Consider the following 15,620-nt stretch of genomic DNA (forward strand, 5'->3'; position numbering starts at 1 on the left):
CCATACCCATTTCCTCATTCTAAGGAGCCATTCGGGAATATCCAATTACAAAAAATCTACTTTAAGAAGAGTCATAGTACTACCAGAAGATCTGTCCGTTCTTGAATATTCTTTCAAACAGATATGTGAACCTGTACGATTTTGAACAATCCATGCTTTTGGATCAATATATGTGTATGCATTCATTTGGATATTTGAAGTTAAACTTTCTTTGGCAAATGATTTGTTATGGACAGAAGCACCTAATTTCAAGAAATTAATCTTACCAACAAGACTCTTTGACATTTTAAGATGAGTGATTACACCAAATTTAGAACCAATTACAGCATAATTCCCTAAATGAAAATCTAGTATTCGAAACACGGCTACAAGCTTGGAAACCATAAATTCGTTACCGATTAACTTGATCGTATCAAAATCAAATGGTGCAGACATAGATATGAGCTTGACCATTTGTTCCGGAAGAAGATATTCTTTTGCGAATTGGTTGGCTTCAATTTCAAGTGGTTTTCTAGATGAATCTTGTATGTCGGTTCGCGAGCATTCAAATTGTTGCCCTTTGTGGTTTAACATAAAATGCCCGAGTTCATGGGCCTTTGTAAAATTAATTCGTCCAACATTCTTAATATCCGTATTAACAAGAATAATTATTTTTCCTTCAGCACGAATCAAGCTCCCCATATAATTTGGATCACCGTATTCCATCTCATCATAGATAATATTATAATGTTCAAAAATTTGATTAATTCTCAAAGCAGGTACAGTTGTAATATTGAATTCACGAAATACTTGTTGAGCCTTTTCAGCGGCTATCATTGCTGTGATTTGCCGAGTAACTCAGTAACTCTATTTTTAATTTTGGCTTTTGTTTCAAAATCAATCTCCCCATCTGAACGAGCTGCGATCTCCCAATCTTCTAGGCTATCAGAATTAACTATAGGAAACTTAACAATATTATCTTTAGTTCCGGTTACGCCAAATGCCCCCTGTAGTATGGATTGCATCAGTAATTCACTATCCTGTCTCGATTGCTCAACTGATTTCTCTAATTCGTCAAATAGAGTCATAAATTGGTCTACTTTTTCAACAATCCGTTTTTGTTCGTTTAGAGGAGGCAGTGGGATAAGTAAGCCTTTAATTTGCTCTTGTGAAACATTTTTCATTGAATCACTTGTTCCGGTAGCAATACCTGAGTAATATTTCCGAGCACTAGGGCTAAGGTTAACCAAATTTATATAGGCAGGAATAACTTCATCTGAAAATAACAGCCTTAAAATTTTGTCACTAAGCAATAATCTTTCTGGTGTTTCTTCCACTATAACACTTCTTGCAACTAATTCAGCAGTATTTGCCCTTGAGATTAAAAAATCCCCTGCTTTCACTTCAAGTTTCTCCTTTTCTTTTTTCATTTCTGGTAAATACTTATTTTCGTTTGGATTAAATCTCCCCCAAGTTACAGCACTTATTTTTAGTACTCCCCATTCTGGGTATGTTGCAGAATAATCATGGCACTTTGGGCTCCAACCTGCATCAATACCAAATATAAGCTCTCCCCATCGAACCCATCCCCAACCCTGCGGCAACTCATACGGAGTCTCATCCTCCGTAATCTCAGGCAATGGCTTAAATTTCTTGATTTTCTTTTCTTTAATCAATATCTCTTTCTCAGCCTTAATCTTCTCCAATAATACACTTGCAGGTTCATCGTTCGGGTCTTGTGGTACAAGTTTACCTTGAACGGCTTCTTGGAAGATAGATTGCCGAAGAATAGATAAAAGATTACTGCAATCATCTAGCAAGTTAATATTGTCTTCAATCTTTCTAAACATGAAAACCCTATCTATTATTTTCGAAATAAGAGTATTGGAAATATTATCCTTTCTGTAAATATTCAACTTTTCAAGTGACACATTTTCTATCAAATGTTCATCTAAAGTTTTAAATATTTCAACAACATTATCAGTAATTTCTCTGTTCGGTATTAAAATGTTAATTCTACTAAGATCAGATTTATTAAATCCACCTTGTGCACTTCTTGAATTTTCTCTTAATGGTTTTTGAATTAATGTTGAATGTAAAAGGTAGAACAAGAAGTCCCTAGATATAATATTCTTTTTTATAATTTGAATTTTCGCACATGCAACATTATAAGCACCAGTTTTCCCCGTAAGAATTTTCCCAACTGACGCACCATATCTTCCTAAAAGAATGTCCTCTTGTTTACATAATTTATTCTTTCTATCAATCGGAATATAAGTAGGAGTATCCTCAGAAGTAAAATCCCTTATCTGTAAGAATCTCAAATAACCTTCTCTAGGTTCGTAGATAAATTGACTTTTGGGTGGTTGTGTTCCTCCATTAAGATCAAATAAATCTAAAAAAACATATTCTTTAGATAATCCAGGATTTTGAGATAGTAGTTCAAGAAAAATATCGACACAGTTCTGTACTATAAAGTCTCTCAGGTTTTGATTTGGGTAAACCGATGTTAAATCTGCCATATCACATCAAACCTTCTATCTTTGATATATTACTATTTACTTCATTCAGTTTTAATTTGAGTTCATCAATTATTTCCCTAGGACTTAATAAAACAGCTTCACTCTTTTTGTTTGGATTTTTCAAATCTAAATTATAATTTCGCTTTTTGATATCTTCTATATTAATTTTCCATGAGTAGTCATTTTCAACACGATTTTCCCACCACTGCTTTTCTAGTTCAAACTCTTCATACCTAATTGGCTTAGTCTTCGAATAGTTCTTACCCCCTTCAGGATAGGGATGCTCGAAATACCAGATATCCTCCGTTGGCTTGCCTTTCTCAAAGAACAACAGATTCGTATTAATTCCTGTATATGGAGCAAACACACCATTAGGCAACCTTACAATCGTATGCAGATTAAACTCTTCAAGCAGTTTTTCCTTAATTGCCGTTTTGACACCCTCGCCAAAAAGAAATCCATCAGGCAATACAATCCCTGCACGGCCGCCATCTTTCAATAAATACATGAGCAAAACCATGAATAAGTCTGCTGTCTCTTTTGTCCTAAACTTCTCAGGAAAGTTCGTTTCTATCCCTTCCTCTTCGATACCTCCAAAAGGAGGATTTGTAACAATTACATCTACTTGTTCTATCGGTTTATAATCTCTAACATTTCTAGTTAACGAATTGTCATGCCTGATATTTGGTGTATCAATATCATGCAAGATCAGATTTGTGATCGCAAGCATATGGGGCATAGGCTTCTTCTCAATTCCCATAATCGTTTCCTGCAGCACCTGGTGGTCATCAACGTTCTTGATCTGCCCTGTATTTTTAAAGTGCTCAATCGTACTAGTTAAATATCCTCCTGTTCCACAAGCAAAATCTAACACTTTCTCACCTAGAATTGGGTTGACCATATCAACGACAAATTGTGTTACTGGACGTGGCGTGTAGTATTCTCCTGCATTCCCTGCGTTTTGAAGATCTTTAAGAATACTTTCATAGATATCATTGAATGTATGACGATCTTCCTGCGCGGAAAAGTCAATCTCATTTAACTTGTTGATCACTTGACGCATCAATGTACCTGACTTCATATAGTTATAAGAATCTTCAAATACAGCTTTCACGATAAAAGCCTTCGGATCGCTATATTCATCAAGAACCATTTCTTTCAGCTCTTTAAATAGCTTATTATTAACAAAATCAAGCAACTCATCACCAGTAATACCTTCGTCATTAGCTGCCCAATCGCGCCAACGTAATCCTTCGGGAACAACCTGAATATAATCATCTCTCATTAACTCCCATTCTTCTTCCTTCGCATCAAATACCCTTAGGAATACCATCCATACTAATTGAGAAATACGCTGTGCATCGCCATCGACACCTGCATCTTTGCGCATCGTATCTTGAACTGATTTAATAACTGATGAAACTGACATGAATCATTCTCCTTCTGAGGTTACCTATGCTGTATAAATTTCTTTTTGCAATTCTTTGATCACTGTTAAGTAGCCACTTTTCCCACCAAATATCTTAACAATCTCAATGGGTGAACCATAAGCTTGGAATTCAGGAATCTTTAACACTTCCAAATTTTCTAAATTAGCCAAACCTTCATCCGCATATTTATCCAACAGTGCCTCTAAAACTACTCTTGCGCTTTCGCTATACTTAGCAAAATAGTTCCGTTTCTTCACATTATTTGCCCGTTCTTGGCGAGTCAATGGAGGCATATCAAATGCCACATGACAGATTAGATCAAATGGGTCTAAGTCTTTTCCTACTTCATCCTGCAACTCATCAAGTAAAATACCTTGCGAGTCTAACTCTTTCAATATCGCATCTTTCTTGTCCACATTGTTCCATTTTTGCAGAAAATCATTGAGCGAGTGATATTCATTCTTCACGTTTTTCTTCGTGTAGTCAATCAACGATTCGTTTATCAGTTTACCATCTTTGTCGTAGTAGTAAACCCGATGATTCAATACTTTGACTTCCACATTGTGGACGTAATATTTAGCTGGCCGCTCGTTAATTTCTACGCCATCACCACTAGGTGGATTCCCGTATTCACCACCAGTAAAATCTTCACCTGATGATTCATTGTCCTCACCATTCATAACTGGTTCATCATCTTCAGGAGATATATCTCCTGTCGGCGTCATGATCACAACGGGATCACCATCGAACTCCTTATCAGCAAATAACTTCGTTACATTTCTAAAGTCGATAATAGTAAAATACAATTTCCCATGATCTTCTCTAATTCTCGTACCACGGCCTATGATCTGCTTGAATTCGATCATGCTGCCAATATTAGAATCAAGAATAATCAATTGGCACGTTTGTGCATCCACGCCTGTACTCATCAATTTACTTGTGGTTACTAATACAGGATAAGGTGAGTTAGGATCGATGAAATTGTCTAGTTCTGATTTTCCTTCTTCGCTGTCCCCTGTGATACGCATGACATATTTTGCGTTTTTAGCAACCATATCAGAGTTTTCATTAACTAGCGCTTGCCTCATCCGTTCGGCATGATCAATATCAACACAGAAGAATATCGCTTTTGCCATACGTGAATTATTATTCTTCATATAATCAGAAACCATCTTGGCAACAGTATTCGCTCTTTTTTCAAGAATAAGCTTTCTGTCAAAGTCCTTAATGTTATATTCTCGGTCTTCAATCTCATAACCGTATTTATCCTTCTGTCCTTTAGTAGGACGATAACCTTCAACATCTTTATCGAGTGTAACCCTTACTACCTTGTATGGAGCAAGAAATCCATCTTCTATTCCTTGATTCAAGGAATATGTATAAACAGGATCACCAAAATATGTTAGATTGGAAACATCCTTCGATTCTTTTGGAGTAGCAGTTAAACCAATTTGAGTCGCACTACTAAAATAGCTCAGTATCTCTCTCCAAGAAGAGTCTTCCTTCGCACTCCCTCGATGACACTCATCAATCACAATGAGATCAAAAAAGTCAGGTGAGAATTCTTTATATACATCTTGAAAGTCCTCAGTGCCTGTAATTCCTTGATATAGGGCCAAATAAACCTCATGAGCTTTATCAATTTTCCGATTTTTAATTTTAATCATTTTATCTCCAAAAGGAGCAAAATCATTCGCCATTGTTTGATCAACAAGAATATTACGATCTGCTAAGAATAGAATCCGCTTCTTCTTTTTAGACTTCCAAAGACGATAAATGATTTGAAAGGCAGTATATGTTTTACCAGTCCCCGTTGCCATGACAAGTAAAATTCGATCTTGTCCTTGGCTAATAGCTTCAACCGTTCTGTTAATAGCAATTCGTTGGTAATACCGAGGGCTCTTGGAACCCTGAGCAAAATAATAATCCTGTGTGATTGTTTCTTCAGCTTTTTTGTCAATACCTTTAAATTGCTTATATCGATTCCATAGGTCTTCTGGTGAAGGGAATTGGCTTAGTGAAAGTTCACGCTCAACAGCCCCTGACTGTACAGTTCGATCATGCTCTAAGAAGCCATCACCATTGGAAGAATAGACAAAAGGGATGTCTAATATTTCTCCATAATTCAGGCCTTGCTGCATACCTGATCCGAGCGAATGTTTATTGTCTTTCGCTTCAATAATAGCTATCGGAATATTCATTTTATAATAAAGGATATAATCCGCTCGTTTTCTATCTCCACGTGAAACCATCTTTTTCCGAACGATTACTCTACCATCTGTAAAAGTAACTTCCTCACGTATTTGCTTTTGTAAATCCCACCCTGATTGGATAAGCGCTGGTGTTATATATTTGGAGCATATATCGCGTTCTGACATGTCCTTTTTGTTCATTGATAAGCCCTCCCTCATTGACAAGTTCCTTGAAAGTAGTCCTTCAGACTTATTCCACAGTTCAAACTGGAAATCTCTCTATTCGACAGATTCTTCCACTAGTATACATCAAACTACCGATATCAGTCCTTTATTAAGTGTAATGATCAAAAATTCCTAGTATATATCAGTTTAATTAAAGAATAGTATTATCTTGCTTAACAAAAAACCTCCATATAAAAGGAGGTTCAATAATTCATCTTTACTGTTTAGTTGGAAACACAGTCTCTCGATATATGACTACCACGCACTCCACATGTGTCGAGACAGTAAAAGGGATATATTTCCTTTTATTATATTTTTAGCTTATTATAATAAAAAACCTTCTCCTCGCAACAACCTTAGTTTCAGAAAGACCCTCTCTTCCTCTTAATTCTATCGATCTCATGAGCTATATTTGCACTATTGTTTTCTATGTACCACCAACTGAAATTAAAACGGCATCATGACCTGACCTTTTCAGAGATTCACAGTTGCAAGTAGACTCCTCCCACACCTCTCCCTTCCAAAAATATACATTGTAAATACCGCTTCCAATGGGCCATTCTGTAAACTAAAACTCTCTTTTAACCGATAAATACATATGCTGGGTTGTTTATTAAATATCACCTCTAAACCTTTTACACCCAACAAACCCTGTGATAAATATCTATCTTGACTCACAGTTATCCCATCTGTGACTTCTATAATCTGAAGCAAATTCAAGATGACGTACTTTACTTTGAAACACGTCTAGAAAGGAGACATGAACTCCCTTGAGCGTACTGTCAGAAGCAATCGGATATGAAAGCCTACGCTTTTATGGTCCCTTTCAGCCACAGCACATCGAAAAACTTCAAATAACACGTGCCATCAATGATCATGCCTATTTACATATCAGCGGTGTGCTCTCCGAAGAACAGGGAGCAGCCTGTATCGGTCAAAATATGGAGCAGGAGCCGATTGTGATTCGTCAGTTGGATGATCAGGGACAATCGCTGAGAAGGCTGTTCCATGGGGTTGTTATACAAATGTCCGTAAATTGTGTGCGAGGCGTGTATACGTTTGAGCTGGAGGCCGCTTCCCACTCATACCAGATGGATATTAAGAGTAAAAAACGTTCCTATCAAGATATTCACCGTACTTATGATGATCTGGTCACTGCACTGGTTCGAAAATATCAGTACGGAGATGCCATTGATACCGTAACCAACTATGCCAAATTGGAGACATTTGTTTTACAATATGATGAGACCGATTGGGCGTTTTTAAAGCGTCTCGCCTCTCGCTTTGGCTCCGTACTTGTGCCAGAGATCACCGCAGCCTCGCCCAAGGTTTTCTTCGGGATGCCGGAAGGCAAACAGCACAAAGTGGAACGGGATGTGTTTTACAGGGTACGAAAAACGTTTCATGAGCTGGATGCAGAAAAGCCGGGAGAACAACGTGCTGGCTCTTATGTCACCTATATGATCGAAAGCTTGCAATACTATGCACTGGGCGACCTTATCACGTTACCCATTGGACAAGGCAAAGAGTTGGTCGTCGTTCGGGCAGTGACACGGTTAGAGGATGGCTTACTGCGTACCCGTTATGATCTTCAAGCGGAACAGGATATTCGCTATGCCCGTTATGAAAACGATCAGGCCACCGGGATTTCGCTGACAGGAACGGTGCTGAAGGTACAGCAGGATTTTGTGCAGCTTCAACTGGACATCGACCCGAAGCAAGATCCTGCCAAAGCCTGCTGGTTTCCCGTGGCGACTCGATATGTAGCCGAAGAACATAGCGGTTGGTACGATATGCCTGAGATCGGGGAACAAGTAGAACTGTATCTGCCTACACACCGCGAACAGGATGCCTATGTGACGGATTCGCTCCGACAACAACACCACACAAATGGACAGCCGAATGTGAAGGTTTGGCAACATGTGCAAGGTAGCGGCGTAGAAATGTCTGAGCAAGAATTGACCCTGTCCACCTCGGATGGATTTTCTATTACACTGCACGAGGATACGGGCATCACCATCAACAGTCCGGGGGATGTACAGATTCAGGGTGGTCATGTGAAGCTTGATGCAGGTAAGGAACTGTCGCTTGAAGCTGGAACGGCGCTGTATCTCAAAGGTGGAGCCAGCAGCATGGTGCTCGATGGTGAGACGGATACCAAAGCTCCGGTGATTTATCAGGAAGGTACAGTGAAGGCACCTGTTTTCGTGGCTGACCTCCCACCTGTGCCTGAGCCGCCACTCATGAGCATCAAAGCCTATGAAGCAGCTCAATCAGCAGCTAAGGATTCATCTAGCAGCCAAGCCTCTACCCCTAAAGCAAAAATCACCAGTCCCGCAGAGCTTAAACAGGCGAATGCCTTGATGGGTACAGTGTCCAAGCTATTAGGCTCCATTCCGGTGATGGGAAAAGTGGCTAGTGTGATGCTAAATACGGTTGGTGGACCCGCAGGTAAAGTAGCGGCAACTGTTTTGCAAGCAACTGCATCGATCCCCATTCGGAGCAAAGGAACGCCTACTGTTGGAGGTAGTAGCAAGGGAAGCGAAGTTCATCCGTTGAAATACTTGGCTGGTTTAGCCCTTGAGGGACTGATTAGTCAATATGAGCATGAGCAAGCGAGACAAGCCTATTATAGCAAGTGGATTTTAGGAAAAGCATATACAAGTGCGCGTCATATAGCGCATTCCGGTGGCCCACTGGAACTAGTTCAAAACCTACTGAAAGAGTCAAATGCCAGGGCTCATGCCCAGCAACAAATTCCTACCGATAAAGAAAAATACGATATCTCTAAGGAAAAGGGAAAGCCTAAAGCAGCCTATGACTATAGTAAATATGATAGAATGACGATAGGGCTTGACTGGTATTTTACCCAAGATGGTTATATTACTCGGGAATCAAGCAATGCTACCACGGCCTATAAGAAAGCTGTCCAAAGTGGAGAAATCAAAATAGAACAAGAACCTGTTCATGAGGATTTTAACATAAAACACATGAAAGCAGCTCAACAAGGTTATGATTCTATAACCGGAAAAAAAATAACAGAGGCACAAGCTATAACTATTGTTGTAGGCAGTGTAGTTAATAGTTTTCCAGGCGTTGGAGCTTCAATTGGTGTTAAATTAAATGGGACAAAAATACCTTCTGAGCCGATTAAAGTTCCAGAGGGAAATATTACAAAACCAGTAACAGGGGAAACTACACCTTCTAAACCGAGCGAACCATTCAAAACTGAGGGGACGGGTAAACCTAAATGGTGGCATTCTGGATACGTAGATAACTTGACTAATTCTCAAATGCTTCTTGGAGTTAAACAGTCACCAAAAGGATTATCAACTCTAGGTAGTTCTACTCGTACAGAAGCAATGAGTGCTGGTAAAGCATGGGTAGGCAAGGGTGCCAAAGATATTCTTGATAAAACAACAGGTGAAATTATTGGTTTTTCAAGTGCAGATGGAATGAGGGCTTTTAGAATTCAATTTAAGCCAGGAGAAAATATGATAAGAGCAAATTTTCAAGAAAATATCATGATTAGGACAGAACGTAACTATAATGACTATAATAAGACTTGGGCACCAAAGCAAATTAGAAATGTCCATATCGATATTTTAGATTAGGAGGGCATTTAAATGCTTGTAATAAAGGCTCTAACAAAGATATTTGAGGATTGGGGCGATGATATAGACGATTTTTATATCACTTATCATGTAGATATTGGCCCAAAGGAGATAAATGGAGCATCAGACTTATTTTCGTTTGAATTAATTAGTCCTAGAAGGTTAGAAAGGATGGTAGGTCAAGGTGATATCATTATAGGACGTGGGCATATTATAACAGGTGACTTTAATGAAAAAAAACTTGAAGAAACATTAAGGCATATTATTAATAAGTGTTCAGATGATGATATTAATAAGGCAAATCATAATCTTTCTAAATACTTTCGTTGGGAGATGGACGAGTAGCTAGAGTCTGTAAACGGAGTTTACAAGCCCAACAGCGGGGGCGTACAATAAAACCACCAAACCAACACTTAATCAACTTTCAAAGCTCATTCCTACTTGACTCATGAGTGGGGATGGGCCTTTTTACAAAACAATGACTTGCCATCCCTCCCCATCAGAGTTAACATACACACACTTCAACCACGGGAGGGAAAATGTGCTATGTCAAATTGGCCAGATTGGTTTATCGAAGCATTACGCCAACGTTTTTATGAGTTAGAACTAGCCAGCGAACAACAGACTTCATGTTCATCAGAGGAGAAAAATCTATTCACCAAAATGGATCAATTCAAAATTAACCAAAACGAGGATACTCAACGCCTGTTGTCCGATTGGGAAGAAGCCATAGGCTATCAGCTAAGTCAGCACAAACAGTCCATCTATATGGAAGGAGTAAAAGACGGGATTCGATTGATCCTTCCCGTCATACAGTCGACATTTACTCGTTAGCCTATTGATCACTTTAGTCTATGATTTTTTAGTCCAGTATTTCGTCTATGCTCATTCCACTTTTCAAGGTAAAAACAAAATGCGCTGGTGAGAGAATGGTTATCTTCTCCACCAACGCATTGAATAGGTTATCATCAAATTGTTCCAGTATATCTTGCCGCGAGTTTAAAAGTTGAATAATGTCATCGACTCGTTCCTTAATTTTCGCTTGCTGATCCTCTTCCTCCTCTAATATTCGCATCTGTTGCCGTAGCTCGTTTAGTTCACTGGAAAGTCTGTTCGTTTCTTCATCATATACGCTCTCGTCAATCTGATTCCGTAGCTTGAGATTTACTAATTCCTTCAAGTCGGATTTCAATTGTTGCATCTTTCCTTCAATGTCTAATAACGATTTTTGCTCTACTCTGCTGGAAAGTGCCGATTCAATATTGGCTTTCAGCGTTTTAATCAATCTTTCCTTGTTCTCATACATCCGGTTGAACAATCGCACAAACGCGGAATGTAAAACTTGTTCATCAACCGATTTGGCATCACAGGCTACTTTCCCTTCATTTACATACGTTTTGCATTGCCATACCACTTTTTTAGATGGATTATTGCTGTTCCAGGTTCGGCGTTTGAAAATAGCTCCGCAGCATCCACAATATACTTTGCTACTGAGTGCATATTTACTGGAGTATCTTTTACTCTCTCCCATCACGCTCCCTTTCAGCTTGGCTCTCCGTTCCTTCTCCTTTTGCACCGCTTCAAATATTTCCTTCGAGACAATCGGTTCATGGTTGTCCTCAATTAAATATTGCTGCTCCTGTCCTTTATTCCTTATTCGTTTGTGGGTTAGAAAATCTACCGTTACCGTCTTTTGCTGAAGCAAAGCTCCGTAATATTTCTCATTGGTCAGAATTAAGGTAATGGAGGAATCCCACCAAGTATCGCCACCCGTGACTGTTTTAATTTGGTCTCGCATCAAACCTCTGGCTATCGCCTGATAGCTTTTCCCATCCAAATACTCCTCGTATATGCGCCGTACAATCTCTGCTTCTGGCTCGTTAATGACCAATTCACCATGCTCATCCTTATCATAGCCGAGAAAGCGAGTGGTGTTGCAGAAGACTTTGCCGTTTTGAAAGCCTCGTAATATGCCCCATCGACTATTTTCAGAAATGTTTCGGCTCTCGTCTTGGGCAAGAGAACTCAGAATGGTCAGCAATACTTCACCTGTTGTATCCAGCGTATTAATGTTCTCTCGTTCAAAGAATACAGCCACTCCAAGACTTTTGAGTTCCCGTACATATTTCAATAAATCGAGTGTATTCCTAGCAAATCTCGAAATCGACTTAACCAGAATCAGATCCAGTTTACCGTTTCGGGCATCCTGTATCATGCGGTTAAAGTGCGTTCTATTTTTGGTACTGGTTCCGGTGATCCCTTCATCGGCATAAATATCAGCCATTTCCCATTCCAAGTTGTTTTGAATGTATTGGGTATAGTAATTCACTTGATTCGTATAGCTCTCCTTTTGCTCCTCGGAATCTGTGCTGACTCGGCAATAGGCAGCGACTTTCTTCTTTTGAATAGATTGAATTCCTTCTACGATGTCCATCGTTTTAATGGGAACGATGACAACTTTTTTTGCGGTTGCGGCTTGGGCCATAAGTGTTTCTCCCTTCGATATCTTCTTTATACGGTCACATGGTATAATGCTTGCGGCACATCATCAAGTCCATTTCTGCCCATGTTATAGCTACTTGAAAGACTTTTTATTAAGCTCATCAATCGCTATGAATTCTTCTTCTGTAATTACATTTTGTGATCTCAATTGCTTCAACAAGCTTAGACTAAGTAGATAATCAATAGATTTTCGTTGCATATGTATGTGCTCCTTTGAAATAAAAATGGCTCACCACAAAGGCAAGCCGATAGATATAAAGCTTAGAATAAATTCTTAAGGCTAATGTACTTTTCTATGGTAATACTAGGATCGCTTACTAAGGTGGCAGTCAACACAAGGACTTTGTTGTTCACTCGACTACTGCTTCCGGCTTTCACCGTCACACTATTTCCTGTGCTGGCTGTTATGCTTCCCTTAGTAGGAGTCGAATCATCTTGATTTCGTAGGCTCCACTCCACCGACTGGTCAAACACTTCCACTCCATGATCATAGATATGACTGACGTATGAGGCGCTTTGGCCTGTTTTGAGCATAGGATTACCAGTAATGGCTATCGAATAGATATGCTTTCCTGTTTCGACGACTCTCAATTCAATCGTACTTCGTACTGTTGGGTGATACGTTAATTTCGCGGTGATGCTTGCTTGTCCCAAAGCGATGCCCATAACCTGTCCATGCTGATCTACACTAACCACATTCAAATCACTGGATATATAGGTAATCGCCGGATTCGCTATCTCATTCCCATTATCCGTAGCAGTCACATTCAACGGTATTGTTTCGTTGAGCAGCACATGAGCTATCGTTCCCTGATGAATATGTAATGCGTATGTATGAGCAGTCTCGTACTTCCATCTGTCTGCAATGTTATGTTCCACGTCGTCATAAGCAGTATTTATACTATCTAATGTGCAGCTTAACTGAATGATTCCATTTAGGATGCGATCCATTCCAACTATTTTAAACGGCTGATGGGTGATATAGAATCGTTGATCTAATGTAATGCCACTTGTATCTGCATTGTCTTGTACGGTAACCAAGATGTTGCCCTCTGGCATGGAGATAACCTTACCTGTTTCCGTTGAAAATGTTCTAGCTGCTACCACAGCATCAAACCATTCTACCTGCCCGTTCCAGTTCAAAGCCAGCCGTTGATTACACTTTTTCATTCTGCCTCGACAAGACTGTTCATTTCGATCCACCTGACTGGTAATTAAATAACGTTCATAGCGATAGTCTACAATATCTCCTGTACGTAAAGGTGTTGCTGCACGGATTATCTTTTCATCAGTGTTTTGAATATGATCTGACGCATCCCGAATCAAAGCAAGCTGTCTTACACCGTTTATGTGTACAAGCTCGCCTTTCTCTCGCAGAAAGAAATCCAGCATGAGTTCTAAGCTCCGTGTCACTCCTCCACCTCCAATGTAAAATCCGGCTTGCAGCGATAAAGGTACAACTCCACGTAATCACTCCATTCCTTCATGTCCAAAACAATAAAAATATCTTCGCTAATTCGAATATAGCAGTTCGACAGCAATAAGGATTCCAGTGGACAGAAAGCTCGATATGTTGTCTCTAGTATGTAACCATCTTCAAATGAAAAGCTTTTGCGATAAGGTTGTACATCTGCCATCACTGACAGAACAGGTTTGAAATGAGTAACATCTAAAATTTCCAGCTTCGTATCATAGAACATTAATCTGTCCCGACCTTGATTTTAGGTAGAGGAAGAGCAAGTCGAATACTTGCCGGAATGCCTGTTTCATAGCTAGCTGAGCGTTCTCCCTCCTGTTTATTTGTTAGGCCAACCGAATCCCTATTTTTATATAGATACACCGCATAATCGACAATGACATCATTGTATTCCACAGGCAGTGTCGCCACATTACAATAGCCATAAATGTTACTTCTCGCTTTATTCAAATAGTGGGGCAGGATATCATCCTTAGATATGTCTGTTGGTTCCATGCCTAATAACCGTTTAAGTAAAATCAATGAATCACTCATGTGCTGGCTCCTGTTCCTCCTTTACCTGTGCCTTCTCGGTACGCTTCATATTCTTGACAGTTTGAGCTTTCGTTTGGGTTGCTTTTTGCTTAGTCTCATCTTGTTGAGGTTCCTCCACTTGCTCATAATGCCCACTGGCCTGTAACCTCAGCATTAACTCCTGATCCGTTACTTCCCATGTACAGCCTGTTTCCTGATTCAAAAACCACATCCTATCACCCTCCAAAAAATAAAAATAGGGCATCCAAAACGGATACCCCGAACGTGTTTCTTCTATTATAATGTGTTTTCATATGATCCCATTTTCAATTAAGACTTATTGGCTGTGAGTACAGCGAGAGCTTCCGGCTTGATACATTTAGCACCGAATACCTGTAGACCTTTCACCGCATCTGAAAATTGTTTCTCTGGTCTGAACGCCTCCACCGAATCCACTTGTCCGGCAAACGAAATCGTACTCTTATGACCTGCAATAATTTTATACTTGGCTCCTGCTGTGTTCGGCACATTGTTTGATTTATAAACGGTCATGCCATCAATATCTCCGACATAACCCGTGCGGATAATATTCGAATCTTTGGTAAAACGAGCATCCTTCAAAAGCAAGCCATAGTACCATGCAGGAACTACCACAAAACGCTCGCTTTCAGGCACATTGTTCTCATCCAATAGTACGCCTAAATCAATCAGCAAATCATAGGCTGTATCTTTCGTGGGAATTATCGGCGTTGCATCGTTACCCATCGTATTCTCAGCTTTTACCTCTGTGTAAAATCCAGCAAGATACTGATCCACCACATTGGCTAGTCCATAGGAAGCTTCCACGATCCCACCATCTAATAAGTTGACATTCGCTTGAGCAGCATCTACATCATCGACTTGGAAGTTGAAATATTTGGCCTGATCAATCACCAACGTCTTTTGCGTAGCATCCAGTTCCTGCGGATTCGCGATTCCAGCTACCTTGTCATAATTTCCAATCGTCACCGCTCCAATCGAATTGATTTTTACTGTGGAGCCTTGACCTTGAATCTCACCTTCATAATCGGTGTTGACCACATTACCGTACACCAAATTTTTCTTCAAACTTTCATTTAAACGTGCGCTCCAAATCGTAGGAATAAAATGTTGTACTGTCATATTCT

Annotated in this window: 14 protein-coding genes; 3 read left to right on the plus strand and 11 right to left on the minus strand. The window is 39.6% G+C overall.

What is annotated here, in order from left to right; all coding sequences use genetic code 11:
• Positions 1–45: 45 nt before the first annotated feature.
• The 4 genes from BAZ21_RS23660 to hsdR are packed head-to-tail and all read right to left on the minus strand — an operon-like array spanning position 46 to position 6,324.
• Complete coding sequence (locus tag BAZ21_RS23660; protein ID WP_068505358.1) at positions 46–816, minus strand: ImmA/IrrE family metallo-endopeptidase; 771 nt, start codon at positions 814–816, stop codon at positions 46–48.
• On the minus strand, positions 813–2,501 hold the full coding sequence (locus tag BAZ21_RS23665) for a restriction endonuclease subunit S (RefSeq protein WP_068505359.1): 1,689 nt from the start codon (positions 2,499–2,501) through the stop codon (positions 813–815). Before BAZ21_RS23665 ends, BAZ21_RS23660 begins: the two co-directional genes overlap by 4 nt.
• Position 2,502: 1 nt before the next feature.
• Positions 2,503–3,930, minus strand: a complete 1,428-nt coding sequence (locus BAZ21_RS23670; protein WP_068505360.1) for a type I restriction-modification system subunit M — start codon at positions 3,928–3,930, stop codon at positions 2,503–2,505.
• Between the two features lie 24 nt (positions 3,931–3,954).
• Positions 3,955–6,324 carry an EcoAI/FtnUII family type I restriction enzme subunit R gene (gene hsdR / locus BAZ21_RS23675; protein WP_068505361.1) on the minus strand — a complete coding sequence of 790 codons (2,370 nt, stop codon included), beginning with the start codon at positions 6,322–6,324 and terminating at the stop codon, positions 3,955–3,957.
• Positions 6,325–7,118: 794 nt separating this feature from the next.
• Here hsdR and BAZ21_RS23680 point away from each other — a divergent pair.
• The 3 genes from BAZ21_RS23680 to BAZ21_RS23690 all read left to right on the plus strand — a co-directional run bounded on the left by BAZ21_RS23680 (position 7,119) and on the right by BAZ21_RS23690 (position 10,796).
• Positions 7,119–9,962: a contractile injection system protein, VgrG/Pvc8 family gene (locus BAZ21_RS23680; protein WP_141695023.1), complete on the plus strand. Its 2,844-nt coding sequence runs from the start codon at positions 7,119–7,121 to the stop codon at positions 9,960–9,962.
• Between the two features lie 12 nt (positions 9,963–9,974).
• A complete protein-coding gene (locus BAZ21_RS23685; RefSeq protein WP_068505362.1) occupies positions 9,975–10,307 on the plus strand; it encodes an Imm8 family immunity protein in 333 nt (110 codons plus the stop codon).
• Between the two features lie 201 nt (positions 10,308–10,508).
• On the plus strand, positions 10,509–10,796 hold the full coding sequence (locus BAZ21_RS23690) for a hypothetical protein (protein WP_068505363.1): 288 nt from the start codon (positions 10,509–10,511) through the stop codon (positions 10,794–10,796).
• Between the two features lie 28 nt (positions 10,797–10,824).
• Here BAZ21_RS23690 and BAZ21_RS23695 read toward each other — a convergent pair whose 3' ends face one another.
• From BAZ21_RS23695 to BAZ21_RS23720, 7 genes are all read right to left on the minus strand, one after another.
• Positions 10,825–12,447, minus strand: a complete 1,623-nt coding sequence (locus tag BAZ21_RS23695; protein ID WP_068505364.1) for a recombinase family protein — start codon at positions 12,445–12,447, stop codon at positions 10,825–10,827.
• Between the two features lie 90 nt (positions 12,448–12,537).
• Positions 12,538–12,663 carry an SHOCT domain-containing protein gene (locus BAZ21_RS30155; RefSeq protein WP_268794278.1) on the minus strand — a complete coding sequence of 42 codons (126 nt, stop codon included), beginning with the start codon at positions 12,661–12,663 and terminating at the stop codon, positions 12,538–12,540.
• 62 nt (positions 12,664–12,725) lie between these two features.
• Positions 12,726–13,877, minus strand: coding sequence for an Ig-like domain-containing protein (locus tag BAZ21_RS23700; RefSeq protein WP_068505365.1), 1,152 nt, complete (start codon positions 13,875–13,877; stop codon positions 12,726–12,728).
• Positions 13,874–14,164: a hypothetical protein gene (locus BAZ21_RS23705; protein WP_068505366.1), complete on the minus strand. Its 291-nt coding sequence runs from the start codon at positions 14,162–14,164 to the stop codon at positions 13,874–13,876. The genes BAZ21_RS23700 and BAZ21_RS23705 overlap by 4 nt, the downstream gene beginning before the upstream one ends.
• Complete coding sequence (locus BAZ21_RS23710) at positions 14,164–14,475, minus strand: phage head-tail connector protein (RefSeq protein WP_068505367.1); 312 nt, start codon at positions 14,473–14,475, stop codon at positions 14,164–14,166. The genes BAZ21_RS23705 and BAZ21_RS23710 overlap by 1 nt, the downstream gene beginning before the upstream one ends.
• Positions 14,468–14,686 carry a hypothetical protein gene (locus tag BAZ21_RS23715; protein ID WP_068505368.1) on the minus strand — a complete coding sequence of 73 codons (219 nt, stop codon included), beginning with the start codon at positions 14,684–14,686 and terminating at the stop codon, positions 14,468–14,470. Before BAZ21_RS23715 ends, BAZ21_RS23710 begins: the two co-directional genes overlap by 8 nt.
• Before the next feature lie 98 nt (positions 14,687–14,784).
• Entirely contained in the window at positions 14,785–15,615 is an 831-nt protein-coding gene (locus tag BAZ21_RS23720) for a P22 phage major capsid protein family protein (protein WP_068505369.1), read from the minus strand.
• Positions 15,616–15,620: the final 5 nt, after the last annotated feature.

Source organism: Paenibacillus kribbensis, from assembly GCF_001705305.1.
Classification (GTDB): Bacteria; Bacillota; Bacilli; order Paenibacillales; family Paenibacillaceae; genus Paenibacillus; species Paenibacillus kribbensis_B.

Excerpts from the sequence above, each read along its gene's own strand:
- BAZ21_RS23695 (WP_068505364.1), bottom strand. The coding sequence starts at position 12,447 with ATGGCCCAAGCCGCAACCGCAAAAAAAGTTGTCATCGTTCCCATTAAA.
- BAZ21_RS23710 (WP_068505367.1), bottom strand. The coding sequence starts at position 14,475 with ATGAGTGATTCATTGATTTTACTTAAACGGTTATTAGGCATGGAACCA.
- BAZ21_RS23705 (WP_068505366.1), bottom strand. The coding sequence starts at position 14,164 with ATGTTCTATGATACGAAGCTGGAAATTTTAGATGTTACTCATTTCAAA.
- hsdR (WP_068505361.1), bottom strand. The coding sequence starts at position 6,324 with ATGAACAAAAAGGACATGTCAGAACGCGATATATGCTCCAAATATATA.
- BAZ21_RS30155 (WP_268794278.1), bottom strand. The coding sequence starts at position 12,663 with ATGCAACGAAAATCTATTGATTATCTACTTAGTCTAAGCTTGTTGAAG.
- BAZ21_RS23670 (WP_068505360.1), bottom strand. The coding sequence starts at position 3,930 with ATGTCAGTTTCATCAGTTATTAAATCAGTTCAAGATACGATGCGCAAA.
- BAZ21_RS23685 (WP_068505362.1), top strand. The coding sequence starts at position 9,975 with ATGCTTGTAATAAAGGCTCTAACAAAGATATTTGAGGATTGGGGCGAT.
- BAZ21_RS23665 (WP_068505359.1), bottom strand. The coding sequence starts at position 2,501 with ATGGCAGATTTAACATCGGTTTACCCAAATCAAAACCTGAGAGACTTT.
- BAZ21_RS23660 (WP_068505358.1), bottom strand. The coding sequence starts at position 816 with ATGATAGCCGCTGAAAAGGCTCAACAAGTATTTCGTGAATTCAATATT.
- BAZ21_RS23715 (WP_068505368.1), bottom strand. The coding sequence starts at position 14,686 with ATGTGGTTTTTGAATCAGGAAACAGGCTGTACATGGGAAGTAACGGAT.
- BAZ21_RS23690 (WP_068505363.1), top strand. The coding sequence starts at position 10,509 with ATGTCAAATTGGCCAGATTGGTTTATCGAAGCATTACGCCAACGTTTT.
- BAZ21_RS23720 (WP_068505369.1), bottom strand. The coding sequence starts at position 15,615 with ATGACAGTACAACATTTTATTCCTACGATTTGGAGCGCACGTTTAAAT.